Origin of the sequence: Halorussus ruber, assembly GCF_004765785.1 — an archaeon.
GTDB classification, from domain to species: domain Archaea; phylum Halobacteriota; class Halobacteria; order Halobacteriales; family Haladaptataceae; genus Halorussus; species Halorussus ruber.
Map to the genome: position 1 here is coordinate 63,610 of NZ_SBIT01000009.1, position 16,088 is coordinate 79,697.

At 66.8% G+C, this 16,088-nt stretch carries 11 protein-coding genes; 6 read left to right on the forward strand and 5 right to left on the reverse strand.

What is annotated here, in order from left to right; translation table 11 throughout:
- The first annotated feature begins 43 nt into the window (after window positions 1-43).
- From EPL01_RS14995 to EPL01_RS15010, 4 genes are all read left to right on the forward strand, one after another.
- Window positions 44-1,570: a lamin tail domain-containing protein gene (locus EPL01_RS14995; RefSeq protein WP_135826095.1), complete on the forward strand. Its 1,527-nt coding sequence runs from the start codon at window positions 44-46 to the stop codon at window positions 1,568-1,570.
- Window positions 1,560-1,898, forward strand: a complete 339-nt coding sequence (locus EPL01_RS15000; RefSeq protein WP_135826096.1) for a DUF3006 domain-containing protein — start codon at window positions 1,560-1,562, stop codon at window positions 1,896-1,898. The genes EPL01_RS14995 and EPL01_RS15000 overlap by 11 nt, the downstream gene beginning before the upstream one ends.
- 431 nt (window positions 1,899-2,329) lie before the next feature.
- Complete coding sequence (locus EPL01_RS15005; RefSeq protein ID WP_135826097.1) at window positions 2,330-2,782, forward strand: 6-pyruvoyl trahydropterin synthase family protein; 453 nt, start codon at window positions 2,330-2,332, stop codon at window positions 2,780-2,782.
- 2 nt (window positions 2,783-2,784) lie between these two features.
- Window positions 2,785-3,588 carry a 7-carboxy-7-deazaguanine synthase QueE gene (locus tag EPL01_RS15010; protein WP_135826098.1) on the forward strand — a complete coding sequence of 268 codons (804 nt, stop codon included), beginning with the start codon at window positions 2,785-2,787 and terminating at the stop codon, window positions 3,586-3,588.
- An 18-nt stretch (window positions 3,589-3,606) separates the two neighbouring features.
- Here EPL01_RS15010 and EPL01_RS15015 read toward each other — a convergent pair whose 3' ends face one another.
- Window positions 3,607-4,464, reverse strand: a complete 858-nt coding sequence (locus tag EPL01_RS15015; RefSeq protein ID WP_135826099.1) for a DUF7847 domain-containing protein — start codon at window positions 4,462-4,464, stop codon at window positions 3,607-3,609.
- Window positions 4,465-4,555: 91 nt separating this feature from the next.
- Here EPL01_RS15015 and queC point away from each other — a divergent pair, with 91 nt between their 5' ends.
- Window positions 4,556-5,257 carry a 7-cyano-7-deazaguanine synthase QueC gene (gene queC, locus EPL01_RS15020; RefSeq protein WP_135826100.1) on the forward strand — a complete coding sequence of 234 codons (702 nt, stop codon included), beginning with the start codon at window positions 4,556-4,558 and terminating at the stop codon, window positions 5,255-5,257.
- A gap of 127 nt (window positions 5,258-5,384) precedes the next feature.
- Here the strand turns inward: queC and EPL01_RS15025 are convergent, their stop codons facing one another.
- Complete coding sequence (locus EPL01_RS15025; RefSeq protein ID WP_135826101.1) at window positions 5,385-8,666, reverse strand: COG1470 family protein; 3,282 nt, start codon at window positions 8,664-8,666, stop codon at window positions 5,385-5,387.
- Window positions 8,667-9,404: 738 nt separating this feature from the next.
- Window positions 9,405-9,893 carry a cupin domain-containing protein gene (locus EPL01_RS15030; RefSeq protein ID WP_135826102.1) on the reverse strand — a complete coding sequence of 163 codons (489 nt, stop codon included), beginning with the start codon at window positions 9,891-9,893 and terminating at the stop codon, window positions 9,405-9,407.
- A gap of 429 nt (window positions 9,894-10,322) precedes the next feature.
- Here EPL01_RS15030 and EPL01_RS15035 point away from each other — a divergent pair, with 429 nt between their 5' ends.
- Window positions 10,323-11,099 (forward strand): nucleoside phosphorylase, encoded by a 777-nt coding sequence (locus EPL01_RS15035; protein ID WP_135826103.1) that lies wholly within the window; start codon window positions 10,323-10,325, stop codon window positions 11,097-11,099.
- Window positions 11,100-11,145: 46 nt separating this feature from the next.
- Here the strand turns inward: EPL01_RS15035 and EPL01_RS15040 are convergent, their stop codons facing one another.
- A complete protein-coding gene (locus EPL01_RS15040; RefSeq protein ID WP_135826104.1) occupies window positions 11,146-11,349 on the reverse strand; it encodes a hypothetical protein in 204 nt (67 codons plus the stop codon).
- A 98-nt stretch (window positions 11,350-11,447) separates the two neighbouring features.
- Window positions 11,448-15,797, reverse strand: coding sequence for a PKD domain-containing protein (locus tag EPL01_RS15045; RefSeq protein WP_135826105.1), 4,350 nt, complete (start codon window positions 15,795-15,797; stop codon window positions 11,448-11,450).
- Window positions 15,798-16,088 lie beyond the last annotated feature (291 nt).

Here is a 16,088-nt window from a genome sequence, read left to right on the forward strand (position 1 = left end):
TTCAGCAGAAGACTGTTGTCCCGTCGCGTCGTGGATAGGCCCGATGGGTCTCCGCGCCGTCTCCTCGCGTCGAATCGCGCTCTCGGTCGTCGTACTGGTCCTGCTGTCGGGATTCGCCGGATGCTTGGGCGGCGACCCCGGCGGTTCGGTCGAATCTGCGACCTCGACGGACCCCGGAGAGAGTTCGGCCGCCCCACTCGACGCTGACGGGGACGCTGGCAACCTCTCGATCCACTTCATCCACGTCGGGCAGGGAGCCAGCGTCCTCGTGGTCGGGCCCTCCGGCGAGACGCTGCTCTACGACACGGGCAACTGGAACGACGACGGGAAGCACGTGCTGGAGTACCTCCGGTCGCAGAACATCACGCGCATCGACTACCTCGTGACCTCGCACGCCGACGCCGACCACATCGGGGGCCACGCCGAGGTCATCGACTACTACGAGACGCAGGCCGACGGAATCGGGGCAATCTACGACCCCGGCATCGCGGCGGGCACTCAGACCTACGAGGACTACCTCGACGCGGTCGAGCGCCACAACGTCACGCTCTACCGGGCGCAGGCTGGCGACCAGATTCCGATGGCCGGGGCCTCGGTCCGGGTTCTCGCGCCGCCCGAGGGCTACCTCGACGGGCGCGAGCGCAACGAGAACAGCCTCGTCCTCCGAATCGGGTACGAGAACGCCAGCGTCCTCCTGCCGGGCGACGCCGAGGCCGACGCGGAGCGATACCTGACCGAGACCGACGGCGCGGGCCTGAACGCGACCCTCCTCGGGGCGGGCCACCACGGGAGCAACTCCAGCACCGGGCCGGGACTCCTCGGCGAGGTCGCGCCGCGGGTCGTCGCCGTCCAGAGCGCGTTCGACTCGCCCTACGGCCACCCCCACCGGGAGATGCTGGCCCGCCTCGCCGAGCGCGGCGTTCCGACCTACTGGACCGGCGTTCACGGCGACATCGTCTTCGAGACCGACGGCGAGCGCGCGGTGGTCCGGACCCAGCGAGCGGCCACGACGAACCCCCTCGAACTCAAGAGCGCGCCGGGCGTCGAACCGGGCGCGAGCGACCCGCTCGAAGGTCGGGCGAGTTTCGCGGTCGGGCCGGGGGCCGGGTCCGAAGTTTCGCCGCCCGCGACGGGAACCGATTCGGCAGACGGCGGGCCGGAGACCGTGGCGACAGACGGCGGGTCGGAAACCGTCGCGGCGGACGGCGGGACGACCGCGGACTCGACTTCCGCTACCGCGCTCGAAGTCGCCGAGGTCCACGCCGACGCGCGGGGCGACGAGTACGAGAACCTGAACGACGAGTACGTCGTCCTCCGGAACGCGAGGAGCCAGACCCTCGACCTCTCGGGGTGGACCGTCGCCGACGAGGCCGACCACCGCTACACCTTCCCCGAGGAGACGACCCTCGCGCCCGGCGAGTCGCTGACGCTCCACACCGGCATCGGGCGGGACGGCGGCGGAGACTACTACTGGAACTCCGAGCAACCGGTCTGGAACAACGCGGGCGACACGGTTTTCGTCCGCGACGACGACGGTTCGCTCGTGCTGGAGGTCGAATATGACGGGTGAGAGCCGAACGCCGAGCGACGGGCGGCAACCCGCGGACGGACGCTACACCGCCCTCCTCGACCGCTTCGAGGAGACCGAGGACGACCGAGAACTCGCCGTCCTTCTGCTCGAATCCGGCGACGAGGTGGTCGCCGAGCGCGCGATTCCGTCGTGGCGACTCCCCGAGGACGCCCGCCAGCAGGACGCCGTGCTGGAGCTTTCGGTGCGGAACGGGTTCGTGACCTCGATGGCGTACGATTCGGCGGCGACCGAGCGCCGCGTGGAGTCTGCGCAGTCGCGCTTCGACAGGTTGGCCGAGCGGCCCGAGGAGTCGGACGAAGGGGAGTAAAGAAATCAGAATGTTTCCTTTGAAATTGTATTTATTTCTCCAGCGATTGTTTTGTTATCTCATTTGGATTCGCTGGTGTGTGACGCCGACGCGGAAAGTGGATTGCCAGCGGAGAGCTAGCTATTGCCGACACGTAGCCGTCTACCGCACCGCTCCGCGCCTCGTCCTCCCCAACCTCCTCCTTCGCTACGCTCAGTCGTCCCTCGCACGAAACGGTGCGGCGAACAAGCCGCCGCACCGGCGCGCGCCGGGGCAGAAAATCACCGAGCGATAGCAGGTGAACCCACCGCCGTCGGGTCGATAAAAGAGCCGCCCGGTCGCGGGCTTCGAGAAACGTTCGTCCTGTTCGTTCTGTTATCGTGGTCTGTCTCTCCGAGGCCTCCCGCAGAGCGTTTGCGTGAACTTAAGTGCGCGCCGAATAATCTCCGAGTATGGCTCAGCGAGTATCCGAATCTCCTCTCGCGGACACCGACGAGCGCACGCTCTACGTGGGCCGGGACCGGCCCATCCGCATCTCGTCCGGGCACCGCATCCTCCACCACGACGGCAAGTGCAGTCGTCCCCACGGTCACAACTACGAGATTACCGTGAAGGTCGTCGGCGAACTGCGCGAGGAGGGATGGGTCGTGGACAAGGGCGATATTACCTCGATAATCTCCGAGTGGGACCATCGCTTCCTGCTCGAGGAGGGCGACCCCCTCGTGGAGGCCTTCGAGGAGTCGGGCGACGGCGACGCGCTGGTCGTGCTGAACGCCCCGCCGACAGCCGAGGTCATGAGCGCGATTCTGGAGCGCAAGCTCGCCGACGAGTTGCCCGACAACGTCTCGGAGGTCGCGGTGCAGGTCAGCGAGACCTCGGAACTCTGCGGCGGGGCCACGTTCTGACGATGCCCGTCTCCAGCGACGTAGATGGGAGGGCGGACGCGGAAGGCGACGGGAGCGCGTCGGGGACCGATTCGCTCCCCATCAACGAACTCTTCGAGTCGCTGCAGGGCGAGGGCCGACTCGCGGGCGTCCCGAGCGTCTTCGTCCGGACCTCGGGGTGCAACCTCCGGTGCTGGTTCTGCGACTCGTATCACACCTCGTGGGAGCCGACCCACGCGACGATGCGCGTCGAGGAAATCGTCGCGGAGGTCGAGTCCTACGACGCCGACCACGTGGTCGTCACGGGCGGGGAACCCATGATGCACGACGCCACGGTCGCGCTCCTCGAAGCACTCGACGCGCGGGGCTACCACGTCACCGTCGAGACCAACGGGACGATTTACCGGGACGCACCCATCGACCTCGCCAGCGTGAGTCCGAAACTGGCCTCCAGCACGCCGACGCCCGAGACGGACCCGACTCCGGACGACGCGCCGACCGGCGCAGACGAGTGGGAACAGCGCCACGAGGAGCGCCGCATCGACTTCGACGCCCTCGCCGCGCTCGCGGAGGAGTTCGACTTCCAACTCAAGTTCGTCGTGAGCGACCGCGAGGACATGGCCGAAGTCACCGACCTCGTGGAGCGGATTCGAGCGGTCGCGGACGTTCCGATTCCGGATTCGTCCGTCCTGCTGATGCCCGAGGGCGCGACGAAGGACCGAATCGAGGAGACCCGTCCTCTCGTTGCCGAACTCGCTCAGGAGTTCGGCTTCCGGTACACGCCTCGACTGCACGTCAACCTCTGGAACGACGCGCCAGAGACGTAGCCGGAGGAGAAAGGGATTTCAGACGCCGACCTGAGTCGCGTCGTCGGCGTCGGTCTCGTCCTCGCCGAGGAGCGTCTCCTCGTAGAACGCGACTTGGTACACCGACCCGAAGGCCGAGACGACCGTCGAGACGAGAGCCATCAGGAGGAGACCTGCGACGGCGAAGCCGAGGCCGACTTCCGGGGACAGCATCCTCGTCGCGCCGATTCGGCCCGCTCCGGAGGCCATCGAGAGGACGAACCCGGCCACGCCAGCGACGAGTCCGGCGAGTCCGATGACCGCCGAGTAGCCGAGCGTCGAGACGATATTTCGGCGGACGACGCCCGCGCTGTGCTTGAGCGAGCCGACGATTCCGTAGTCCGAGACGACGATTGCGGGGGCGTAGAACTGGAGGAAGAACATCGGGAGGAGCACGACGAAGGCTCCGAGAAGTCCGAGGAGCGCGACGATTCCGAGACTGCCAGCCGTCGCGCCACCGGCACCGGCCGAGCTCATACCGACGGCGAACACGCCGACGACCGTGATACCAAACGTGACGACGCTGGCGAGTATCCCGAAGCAAATCCCGACCAGAACCAGCGCGCCGAACAGCGAGAGGTAGTTCTCCTTCCCGCCCTCGACGAACGTCTCGATTCGAGTCGTCCCGTCGATGCCTTCGGACGCCATCGAGAGCAGTCCGCCCATGAAGAACGGCCCGAGGAAGACGACGAGCGCGTACAGCGGAAGCGACACCAGTACCGCCGTCGAGGGCGGGAAGATAGCGGAAGGTCCGGACGGTGCGACGCTGAGTAGCGAGACGACGAACGCGATGGCGAACAGCACGCTGTTTCGCTTGAGCGTTCGACCCGTAGTCGAAAGGGCTGAGATTGCTCCCATGAGTGACGTATCAGAGATTAGTGTTTTATTTCTGTCGGTGGTGAGAGTCGAAACCGCATCGCTCTTAGTATTCCCAGACGAGTAGTCGAGTATGACCGAGGGAACATCGAAACGGGCGGTCGTCCTCGCCTCCGGCGGGATGGACAGCGCCACCGCGGCCTACGTCGCCGCAGACGAAGGCTACGACCTCTACCTGCTTCACACCTCCTACGGGCAGGAGACCGAGGGCAAAGAGTACGAGTGCGCCGAGCGACTCGCCGACGAAATCGACGCCGAGGACTTCCTCCGGGTCGAGACCGGCCACCTCTCGGCCATCGGCGAGTCGAGTCTGACCGACGACGAGATGGACGTCGAGGACGCCGACATGGATTCCGAGGAGGTGCCCACCTCCTACGTCCCCTTCCGGAACGCCAACCTGCTGGCGATGGCGACCTCCTACGCCGAGGCCAACGACTGCGAGGCGGTCTTCATCGGTGCCCACAGCGAGGACTTCTCGGGGTATCCCGACTGTCGGCCCTCCTTCTTCTACGCCTTCCAGCAGGTCATCGACGCCGGAACCAAAGACGAGACCGAAATCGACCTCCGCGCGCCCTTCGTGGAGTGGTCGAAGACCGACATCGCCCGGCGCGGGGCACAACTCGGCGTGCCCTACGAACACACGTGGAGTTGCTACCGCGAGGAGTCTCCGGCCTGCGGAACCTGTGACGCCTGTGCCTTCCGATTGCAGGCCTTCCAGAACATCGGCGTCGAGGACCCCATCGAGTACGAACAGCGCCCCGACTACACCGACTGAGTTTCGCGCGCTGACGCCTCGTTTTGTGAGTTCGGCGGGCGCTTCGACCCTGCCCCGCGAGTTCGGCGGGCGCGCCGCCGGTGCGCCCGTCGAACCGTTCTGTCGAGGATGCGCTCAGCGAACTACCCTATGTCGAGTCGGACCGCAGACGGGCCAGCAACGCCGCCGCCAGCAGCGCGACCACGGCAACCCCCGCGCCGAATCCGGGCACGTCCGGCGCACTCGGCCCGTCGCTCGCGCCGTCACCCGACTTCGAGACCTCCAGCGTGGCCGACCGATTCCCGACTTTCGCGGTGTAGGTCCCCGCCGCATCGACCGCGCGAACGAATCGCACCCGCTTCGTCTCGCCAGCGGGCACCTCGACCACCTTCGTCGCAACCTGCTTGCCGAACAGCGTCAGCGCGACCTCGCGCTCGGCCGCCGCGGTCCCCGTATTCTCGACCGTCGCGGTAATCTCGACCGTCTCGCCCGCCGCGATACTGGACTCGTTCAGCGCCACGTCGGCGACCGAGAGTTTTCCGGCCTCCTCGGCGACCGTCACGTTGCCGACCGACTCGCCCGCGAGTTCGAGGCGGTGAGTCCCCGGCGAGAGCGTCGCGTTGACCGTAACCTGCTTCGTTTCGCCCGCGGGAACAGTCACGCTCCTCGCGGCGACCTCCTCGCCGTCCGCGCGGAGCGCCGCGGTGAACCCGGCGGGCGAGTCGCCCTCGTTTTCGAGCGTGGCCGTCGCCGAGACGGGGTCGCCGGGCGCGACCTGCTTCGCGGCGAGCCCGGCGTCCGCGACCGTCACCGACCGCTCGGCCCCGACCGCGATGGGCGAGAGCGCGTCGGCCTCGACCCGGAGGAGAACCGTCTCGCCGCGCGAGGCGACCGTGAGATTCGTGCGTTCCCACGCCCCGCCGGACTCGCCGCCGGTGCGCTGGTACGCCGTCAGGTCCGCTGGCGCGAGGCCCGCCTCGTCGAGCCGGGACTTCCCGATTGCGACCTCGTAGGTCACGCCCGAGACCTGCCGGGGTTTGACGTACTTCCCGGCGACCGACAGCGACCCGAGGGTCACGTCTGCCGGGACCGAGTCGAGGGAGGCCCCGGCGGGCCGGGCGGTCTCGACCACGAAGTGAGCGTTGTCACGCTTCAGGTCCACGCCGACCGACCGGAACTCGACGCCCGTCTCCTCGGCGACTGCGCTGGCGGGGAGCGAGGACTGAATCGTCTCGTCGGCCCGGCCGTTGCGAACGTCCACGAGTCCGGCGTTCGGCCCGGTCTTCTCGGGGTCGGCATCGACCGGCGGCGGGCCGACGCTCGCTCCGCCGCCACCGCCTCCACTACTGCCGCCGCCGGAGTGGGCGCGTTCGTCGGGGTCGACCCGCACCTGCACCGTCGCGTTGTCGGTGTTGTTTCCGAAGTCTACGACCGTCACGGTGACGTTGTAGGTGCCCGGCGAGTCGAAGGCGTGTTCGACCGTCGCGTTCTCGGTGGTCTCCTCGGGCGTCCCGTCGCCGTCGAAGTCCCAGCGGTACGCCGTGACGGTACTCTGGCCGTCGCTGGCGTCGCTCGCGTCGAAGGTGAGTTCGTCGCCCTCCTCGGTCCGGTTGGATTCGACCGAGAGCGCGGCGTCCGGCGGGGTCTCGTCCTCGGGGAAGACCCGAACTGTCGCGTTCGCGCTGTCGGTGTTGCCGCCGGTATCGACGACTGTGACGGTGGCGTCGAAGGTACCCGTCGAACCGTAGGCGTAGCGGGTCGTCGGGTCGTCGGTCCGGTCCTCGATTTGGTCGTCGCCGTCGAAGTCCCAGCGGTACTCCGCGACTCGCCGCTCGTCGGCGGAGTCGCCCGCGTCGAAGGTGACGTTCGCGCCCGCGGCGACTCTGTTCACGCTGGCGGACAGGTCAGCCTCCGGTGCGGTCGTGTCGGGCGCTCGGACCCGGACCTCGGTCGTCTCGGTGACGTTGTTGCCGCCCTCGTCCACGACGGTCAGCGTGACGGTGTAGGTCCGGTTGTCGCCGAAGGTGTGGGCCACGCGCTCGCCAGTCGCCGTCGTGTTATCGCCGAACGACCAGCGGTACTCCGCGATTCCGGTGTCGTCGGTCGAGTTCGTCGCGTCGAAGACGACGCGCTGGCCCTCGACCGGAATCTCGGGCGAGGAGACCCGAATCGCGGCTTCCGGCGGGTCGTCCGCGCCGACCGAGACGCTCCGGGTCGCGGTGGCGTTCTGCCCGCCGTCGTCCACGACGGTCAGCGCGACTTCGTACTCTCCGGCCTCCTCGAAGGTGTAGGAGGTCGTCGGGTCGCTGGTCTCGCGCTCGGCCTCGCCGTCGCCGTCGAGGTCCCAGCGGTAGGCCGAGATTGCCACGTCGTCCGAGGAGTTACTCGCGTCGAGCGTGACCGGGAAGCCCTGCGTGGGCGAGTCGCCGACGCGGAACGCGGCCTCCGGCGGGTCGTCGGGTTCGACGCTGACGCTGGCCCGCGCCCGGTCGGCGTTCCCACCCCCGTCCACGACCGTCACGGTGGCGTTGTAGGTCCCCGGTTCGGCGTACTCGTAAGCGACAGTCGGGTCGTTGGTGGTGGTGCGCTCGGCCTCCCCGTCGCCGTCGAAGTCCCAGCGGTACTCCGCGATGCCGCGGTTGTCCGAGGAGGAACTCGCGTCGAACGAGACGGAGTGGCCCGCGACGCCGTCTCCGGCGGAGAGACCGGCGTTCGGCGGGTCCTCGTCGGGGCCGCAGTAGCCGGTCCGAATCGTGACGGGGTCGGTCATGTCGAGGCCGACCGCGCTCGGGTCGCCGACGCTCCCGGTCAGGAACTGCCACGCTCGGGTGTCTCCGTCGCGGTTCACGGGGCTATCGTAGAGGGCGGCCCGCTCGTCGAACGCGGGCGAGATGGTGAGTTCGGTGCCGTCGCGGTCGAGACCGCGGAAGACCGCCCCGTCGGTCCGGTCGCCGTACCACGACCAGTCGATGCGGTCGCGCGAGAAGCGGTCGTCCTGGTTCGGGTAGTCGTCGTCCATCACTATCCAGTCGCCGCCGCCGGGCAGACCGCTGAATCGGAAGGTGGCGGCGCTTCCGTCGCCCTCGTCGCCGCCGAGCGTGTTGTGGACTATCATCAGGCTCACGCCGTTCGGGCCGTCGTAGAGGAAGAGTCGGCTGGTGTCGGCTCGCGTGAGGTGACCGGGCATGTACGAGCTGTAGGTGTAGCGCTCGCCCCCGTCGCTGTTCTCGATGTTGCGGTAGTCGTAGAACGCGGCGGCGTCCTCGCCGCCCGAGAGCGGCGAGACCTCGAAGCAACGGTTGCCTTGCTCCACGACGAAGGTGTGTTCGGCGGCCGTGGCGGTGCCTCCGGAGGGCGAGAGGGGGACGGCCGACGCGACGACCAAGAGGGCGATACCGACGATAGCGAGTCGTGTTGGTGTCCGAGTCATGCTGAAATCTATCAGAGGGCGAGGTCACCGGGCGATTCGACGCCGCGCCCGGCCTCCTCGTGCGGTTCGACCGCCAGCGGGCGGGCGGCTTGCCCGGAATTTTCCGCGAGACGGCCTTTGTTATACGTCGTCTGTCGGGGGATAGTCCGCGCCGGACGCTCGGCGTCGTCGCCGCTTAATCGCCGACAGTTCCGGCTTAGGCCGGTGGTTGGCGGCAGCAGGCGACGCAGAGAGAACGAAACAGTCGGAATCGTCGCCGGAGCGAGCGGGAGGGAAGCGGGAAATCGCCAGTCAAAGAGCAATTAAAACCTTTTCTAAGTAAATGATATTTTATTCTTAGGAAATGTTTTCAATTCCAAAGCGAGTGTCTCGCCGGAACCGGCGAAACGCTCGCGGCCGAGAAAGGTGACGGCCGGTCGGTCAGACCACGGGGTGCGCTCGGCTGAAAATCCACCGGGATGCGCTCGACTGAGCAACCGCGAGCGAACGCTCGACGGAACAGACCAACAGCGAACGCTCGGCTAACCAACCGCCGGGTGGGATGAAGGGGCCGCCCGGTCGCGCAACGCTTGGTCGCTGAGGGACCGCTATCCGCGACGGGCGGTGCTGAGAGGAGCGGATATGTCCCTCAGCGACCGCGACCGGGCGGGGGGCTTCAAAAAGACACCACGACACCGATTCTGCTGTTCGCGGGGTAGTTCTGCTTTCCCGCGCTGGCAGTTCACCAAAACACGCGAATCACTCGTCCTCCTCGCCGTCCCAGTAGTCAACGTCGTCCTCACGCCGATAGTACCCCTCCACCGAACGCTCCTCGCGCCCGCCCGGAGGAGACCCGGCGAAAACCCCAACCTTGCCCGAATCGGGGTAGACCGTCACGTCCGGCTCCTCCATCGTGGAGACCGCGAGATACGACAGCGGCGCGTCCGAGTCGTTGACGACGCGGTGGCCGCCCGACTCGTCGGCGGGGAGCGCCACGTAGTCGCCCGCCGCCAGCGAGACCGTCTCGCCGTCGAGTCGGAGCGACCCGGACCCCGAGCGCACGAAGATGGCCTCCTCGTTCCCGGCGTGGTAGTGGTAGGGCCACGAGCGCTTTCCCGGCGGAATCTCGTAGAGACTGCACCCGAGTTTCTCGCTGTTTGCGGCCTCGCCGAGTTGCTTGCGCTTGAAGTGGGTCTCTCCTCGTTCGAGTTCGGACCAGTCGAGGTCGTCGGCGTTTACTTTGCTCATGGCGAGATTCACGGACTCCGGGGAAATAACAGTTTGCCGAGGTTTTTCTCGAAGGACCCTGACTACGCAGGTAGAGATAGAAAGCCCTCGGGCTTGGGACCGCAGGAACCAACAGGACAGTCGAGGTTTTGAAAGCCCTCGCGCGGTTCGCGGTCGCTCAGCGACATATCGCGGACCTCTCCGCACAGCCCGGTCCGCGATAGGGGTCGCTGAGACGACCACGGGCCGAACGGCCCGCGAACCCCGCTCGCCCTTTCATTCCACCAGGACCGCACTTGATCCACCGGCCGAAATCTGTCGGCTGGTCCACCGGTCGAGTTCGGTCGGCGGTCAGGCCACGCTGTCACTCGACTTCCGAAGAAAGTCCCACGTCACTCGCTCGCACCCCTGCAAAAAGCACTTCACCGGTCGCTCTGTACGCTCGGAGCGATGCCCTTCCCGAACCGTCCGGAGAAGCACGATGCGGAACCGCTCGTCACGCCCGAGAAGCACACCGAGTACCGACAGTCTCAGACCGAGGGCGACGTAGCGGAACCTCCGGAGGCGGTCGTCATCTGCTACAGCAGCGGGCTGATGGACTACCTCACCGAGTCCTACGAGGGCGAGGTCGTGGACCACTACTACGGCGAACTCTTCCTGTTCGCCGACACCGACTACGAAGTCGGCGTCCTCGGCCACTTCGGCATCGGTGCGCCCACCACCGCGATGCTGATGGACGAACTCGTCGCCGACGGCGTCGAGGCCTTCCTCTCCATCGGGTTCGCGGGGTGCTTGGACGACGACATCGAGATGAGCGAGTTCATCGTCTGCGAGAAGGCCATCCGCGACGAGGGCGTCTCGCACCACTACGTCGAGTCCGAGAAGTACGCCCACGCCAGCGAGGCGCTGACCGACCACACCACCGAGGAGCTTCGAGCGCGCGACCAGTCGTACCACGTCGGCCCGTCGTGGACCACCGACGCCATCTATCAGGAGACGAAAGCCGAAATCGAGGCCTACGCCGACGAGGGCGTCCTCACCGTCGAGATGGAGGCCGCCGCCGTCTTCGCCGTCGCCGACCACCGCGGCGTCGATGCGGCCTCGATGTTCGTCGTCAGCGACTATCTCGGCCTCTCGGACTGGGACCCCAAGTTCCACTTGACCGCCGAGGACATGCGACTGCTCGGCGACACCGCCAAGGAGATTCTGGCGAGCTACGTGGACTGACCCTCTTCGCCCCCTCGTCCGACTCGTCAGACTCCTCCGAGTTTTCTCACTCCTCTAACTCCTCCAGTTCCTCCAACTCCTCGATTCTCGCTTGACTCCAGACGACCCAGAGAACCGCCGTGAAGATGAGGAGCATCCCCAGAATCGACGTGAACGGTTCGGGCAACAGGAAGAGGACGGCCCCGGTGAACAGGAGAACGGACACCGAGAAGAACCGAAAGAGTCGCCGAATCGGGTGGTCTGGTCGCATGAATCCCAATAACTTCAGACACGGGCAAAACGATTGTCCCAATTCGAGACCCGACGCCGCAAAAAAGAGGTTCTATCTGATTCGCTCGATGCTGTCGGTCAGCGTCGCCGGAGCGCGACCAGCGCGGCCGCCAGGAGCGCGACCAGCGTCACGCCGACGCCGAATCCGGGGACGGGGCCGTCGCTCGGCGCGGTCGTGGTCTGGGTGCTGGTTTCGCCTCCGGACTCGTCGGCCGCGGTCGTCTCGGACTGGACGACGACCGAGGCCGTCGAGTCGCCGACGCCGACTTCGTAGGTGCCGCCGGAGTCGAAGGTGCGCGAGAAGGAGAGTTCCTTCGTCGCGTCCGCTTCGACCGAGACCGTCTTGGTGGCGACCGCCTCGCCGCCGACCGTGAGGACGACCTCGTGGGTGCCGTCGGCACGTCCAGTGTTCTCGACGGTCACGGTGACGGTCACCGACTGGCCGGGTTCGACCCGCTGGCTCCCGACCGAGACGTCGGCGACGCTCGTGGCGGGTCGATTCAGGCCGACCGCATAGGTGCCGTCCGAGACGTTCGCGCCGAACCGGAAGGCGTCGTCGGTCGCTTCGACCTGCGAGGTCTCGACGGCGGTCCACGTCCCGTTGTCGCTGCGGAACAGCGTCACGTCGTCGGCGGTCGCGTCGGCCGCGCCGAGGCGACTCTTCGAGACCGTGAACGTCGCGCGGTCAGCGCCGGAGACCGTCAGGTACGAGAGCGCGGCGAAGCCGTCCTCCTCGACCGTCGGGGCCGCGACGCTTTCGGGCGCGGCGTCGGTCACGTCGATCGCGGGGTCGGAACTGCTCGCGGCGTGGAGCGTCACGGTGCCGACGCGGCCGTCGGTCCCGTTCAGCGGCGCGGAGATCGTCTCGTCGGTCTCGTCGCCGGAGTTACCGTCGTTCTGGTTACCGGGGTCGGCGGGACTCGCGGCCGGGATGCCGCCGCTCGCGGTTTCGTCGTTGTCGTCGTCTTCGAAGCCACCTTCACCGGGGTTCGAGTTGTCGCCGTCGTCGGAGTCACCGTCACCGTCACCATCGCCGCCGGAATTGCCGGAATCGGCGGCAGTGACGGTAATCGTCTTCGTCACGACGTTCTCGTACCCTGCTCGGTCGCGCAGGACCAGCGTAATCGTCTTCTTGCCGGACTCCTCGAAGGAGGTGGTCCACGTCTGGCCGTCGGGGCCGGAGATGTCGCCTGCCTTCCAGCAGATGTGGGCCAGCGTGCCGGGAGCCTCGTTGAAGTCGGTCGCCTCGAAGGTGACGTTCTCGCCGACTTCGACCGTCGTGGCGGACGCGGTGATTGCCGCGTCGGGCACGACTTTCTTCAGGGTGTACTCGACCGTCGCGGTGTCGGTCTGACCCGAGTCGTCCACGACCGTCACGGTCGCCTCGTAGGTGCCGGGTTCGTCGAACAGCGTGTAGGGCTTGAGCGAGGAGACCGGGTCGCTCTCGGCCCACTCGACTTCCCCGTCGCTGTCGAAGTCCCAGCGGTAGGCCACGATGTCCCCGTCGTCGGTCGAGGCCGAGGCGTCGAACGGGTAGAACAACTGGCTCATCGACCCGGAGTCGGGCGCGGTCAGTCTCGCCGTCGGCGGCTCGTCGCCGGACGGGTCGTCGGACTGCTCGCGCACCGTCACCGATTCGGTCGCGGTGTCGGTCTGGCCCGACTCGTCCACGACCGTCACGGCGACCTGCTGGGTTCCCGTCTCCGAGAACGAGTGAGTCAGGGTCGCGCTCTCTCCGGTCTCCTCGGGGTCGCCGTCGTCGTCGAGGTCCCACTCGTAGGTGAGGCCGTCACCGTCGGGGTCCGAGGAGGCCGAGGCGTCGAAGGAAATCTCCTCGCCGGGTGCGACCGTGGTCGGGTCCGCGGTCAGCGCGGCGGTCGGGGGCATCTCGCCGTCCTCGATTTGGGTCGGCGTCGGACTCGTCGCGGTGGACGCGCCGTAGCCGAAGTTCGAGAAGTCGGTCTCCCAGACGAGGTTGGCGTCGTCGCCGTCGGGCATCCACGTGACGGTGAACGTGTCGCGGCCCGACTCGAACGTCGTCGGGGGCGTCGCCGAGGCGTCACCTGCGGTGAACGCGCTGGCCCCCGTCATCGCCGCACCGTTGGGGTTCTCGTAGCCGAACGTCACCTCGTAGGTGCCGTTCGAGACTTTCCGGGCGTCCACGACGAAGGTGCTGACCGTCTCGGGGCGTACCTCCGCGAGTTGGGCGTCGTAGTCGGGATTCTCGCCGGTCAGGGCGGCCTCGGAATCCGAGGCGTTCTCGTAGGCCGCGGCCGACTGGACGACCGGACCCCAGACGCCCTCGTCGGGTGCCGAGAGGAGGGTCGTGCCGGAGATGTCCCCGTCGAAGGTGTGCGTTTCAGTCTGCACGCCCTGCTGGGTGAAGTACGTCGTCGTCAGCGTGACCTCGGCGAAGTCGCCCGTGACCTCGAGTGCGGTCGCGTTGACGAACTCGATGTTCTCCGAGGTCAACTCGGACACCGAGATTCGCGTCGTGGCGGTGTCGGTGTTTCCGGCCGCGTCTTCGACTTTCACCGCGACTTGGCGGGGACCCGGTTCGGCGTAAGTCGTCGAGGTCTGAGGACCGTCGGTGGTCGTCTCGAACTCGCCGTCGGCGTCGAGGTCCCAGTGGTAGGCCGCGATTGCCTCGTTGTCCTCGGAGGCGTTGGCCTTGAAGACGAATTTCGTCGTATCGACGCTACCGAACGAGGGGAGCGCCGTCAGCGCGGCGTCAGGGTCGGTGGTGTCCGAGCCGTCGCCGATTTCGCTGGCGGGCGGAGTGCTGGCGGTGACTGTTGACTGGTCGAACTTGCTCCGGTTGAGCGTCCACGCCGCCCGCTCGTCGCCGCTCTCGGGCGTCCACGTCGCGGTGACGGCGTGGTCGCCCGACTCGAAGGTCGTCGGGGCGTCCCCGGCAACGTTGGCCGAGAAGGTGCTGTTGGACATGTTCAGGACCTCCTCGTTGGGGTTGGTGTACGCGAACGTCACGTCGTAGGTGCCGTCGCCGGTCTCCTCGACGTTCTGGACCGAGACGGTGACCGGTTCCGGTTCGATGGTCTCGGCGTAGTAGTCGAGTCGCGGGTGAGTCTTCGCGTCGACCGGTTCGCCCTCGGGGAACTGCTGGTAGAGGCTCACGCGGTTGACGAGCGTCCCGTTGACGCCCTCGTCCTCGGGCACGGTGACGACCGTGGTTCCGGAGACGTCCTCGACGACGTACCGGGACTGACCGTAGCCGTCAGCGGTGTAGAAGCCGTAGTTGAGGTCCACGGCGTCGTAGGTGCCCGTAATCTCCACCGCGGTCGCGTTGAGGTAGGTGATGTTCTGTCGAGCGACCACGTCGATGGTGGCCGTCTCGGTGTGGGTTTCGCCGTCGGTCTCGGTCCACGTCAGGGTCACCGTCTTCTCGCCCGCCTCGGCGTAGCTGTGGGTGGCCGTACTGCCGGACTCGGTTTCGCTACCGAAGTCCCACTCGTAGCTCTCGACCTGACTCTCGTCGCTCGCGCTGGCCGAGACCTCGAACGACTCGCCTTCGTTGACCGTCTCGGGCGCGCTCACCGTCACGGTCGGGTCGGGTTCGGTGGTCGTGGTTGTTGTTGTCGTGGTTGTCGTAGTCGTGGCAGTAGTAGTGGTTGTCGTAGTCGTGGCAGTAGTAGTGGTTGTCGTAGTCGTGGTGGCGGTAGTCGTCGTGGTCGTCGTAGTCGTCGTCTCGTCGCTCGAACAGCTACCGGTGTCGACCCAGATTCGCTGGTCCATGTCGAGCGACCGCTCGGTCCGGTCGGCGTCCACGAGGTCCCACGAGTCGATGCGGTTATCGGGGGAGCCGGATTCGGGCCAGTCGCCCCAGTAGGCGGCGTCGCCGTTGAAACCGGGGTCGATGGTGACGTTTTCGCCCTCGATGCCGCGGAACGCGCCACCGTCGGTCCGGTTGCTGCCCCACTTCCAGTCGATGCTGTAGGTCCCGTCGTCGGAGTTCCAGTTGTCGTCTTGGGTACCGTTTCCGTAGGTGTCGTCCTTGACGGCCCACGAGCCGTCGGCCATCCCGCTCATGTTGAACGTGATGGTACTCGCGTGCGAGCCGTCGCCGCCGTTCTTGGCGAACTTGTCGTGGAGCAGGACGAGACTGTACCCCTGCTCTCCGTGGTAGACGAAGATTTTGCTGGCCTGATTCTCCTGCAAGTCGGTCGTCCCGTACGAGGAGTACTTGTAACTCACCGGGTCAGTCTCGTTGTTCCGGTAGTCGTAGAACTCCTCGACGGAGGTCGTGCCGTCGCCGAGTGGCTGGACCTCGTAACACTCGCCGCCCTGCGTGACGTGGAAGGTGGTCGAGGAGCCAGCCGACGTGGCCGTGCCCGCGCCGACGCCGACAGTCGCAAAGGGCGACACCACCAGCATGAGGACCAACGCGAGGCTCTGGACGCGCTCGCTCACGACGCTTCACCTCCGGAGCCGTCGAGGAGGACGCCGAGTCGCGCGTGGCGAGAGGCTGTTTCGGTCGGCTTATCGATGCTAGTTCGAGGATACGGTCCCGTCGGGGGCGGACCGTATCGTTTTCGGAGGGTTTGCGTTTCGAGCATTCGTCTGCGTTTTCGGGGATAAGTTCGGGTTTTCCGCTCGTTCTGACCATCGTAACTTCGAAGTCGTTCGTCAGCGCATCGTTATCCCGAGCATCCGGCACAATCGCCCTTTGTTATCCTTCGGCTGTCAGCGACGCAGACGCTA

Coding starts and splice junctions, on each gene's coding strand:
- EPL01_RS14995 (WP_135826095.1), top strand. CDS start 44: ATGGGTCTCCGCGCCGTCTCCTCGCGTCGAATCGCGCTCTCGGTCGTC.
- EPL01_RS15000 (WP_135826096.1), top strand. CDS start 1,560: ATGACGGGTGAGAGCCGAACGCCGAGCGACGGGCGGCAACCCGCGGAC.
- EPL01_RS15005 (WP_135826097.1), top strand. CDS start 2,330: ATGGCTCAGCGAGTATCCGAATCTCCTCTCGCGGACACCGACGAGCGC.
- EPL01_RS15010 (WP_135826098.1), top strand. CDS start 2,785: ATGCCCGTCTCCAGCGACGTAGATGGGAGGGCGGACGCGGAAGGCGAC.
- EPL01_RS15015 (WP_135826099.1), bottom strand. CDS start 4,464: ATGGGAGCAATCTCAGCCCTTTCGACTACGGGTCGAACGCTCAAGCGA.
- queC (WP_135826100.1), top strand. CDS start 4,556: ATGACCGAGGGAACATCGAAACGGGCGGTCGTCCTCGCCTCCGGCGGG.
- EPL01_RS15025 (WP_135826101.1), bottom strand. CDS start 8,666: ATGACTCGGACACCAACACGACTCGCTATCGTCGGTATCGCCCTCTTG.
- EPL01_RS15030 (WP_135826102.1), bottom strand. CDS start 9,893: ATGAGCAAAGTAAACGCCGACGACCTCGACTGGTCCGAACTCGAACGA.
- EPL01_RS15035 (WP_135826103.1), top strand. CDS start 10,323: ATGCCCTTCCCGAACCGTCCGGAGAAGCACGATGCGGAACCGCTCGTC.
- EPL01_RS15040 (WP_135826104.1), bottom strand. CDS start 11,349: ATGCGACCAGACCACCCGATTCGGCGACTCTTTCGGTTCTTCTCGGTG.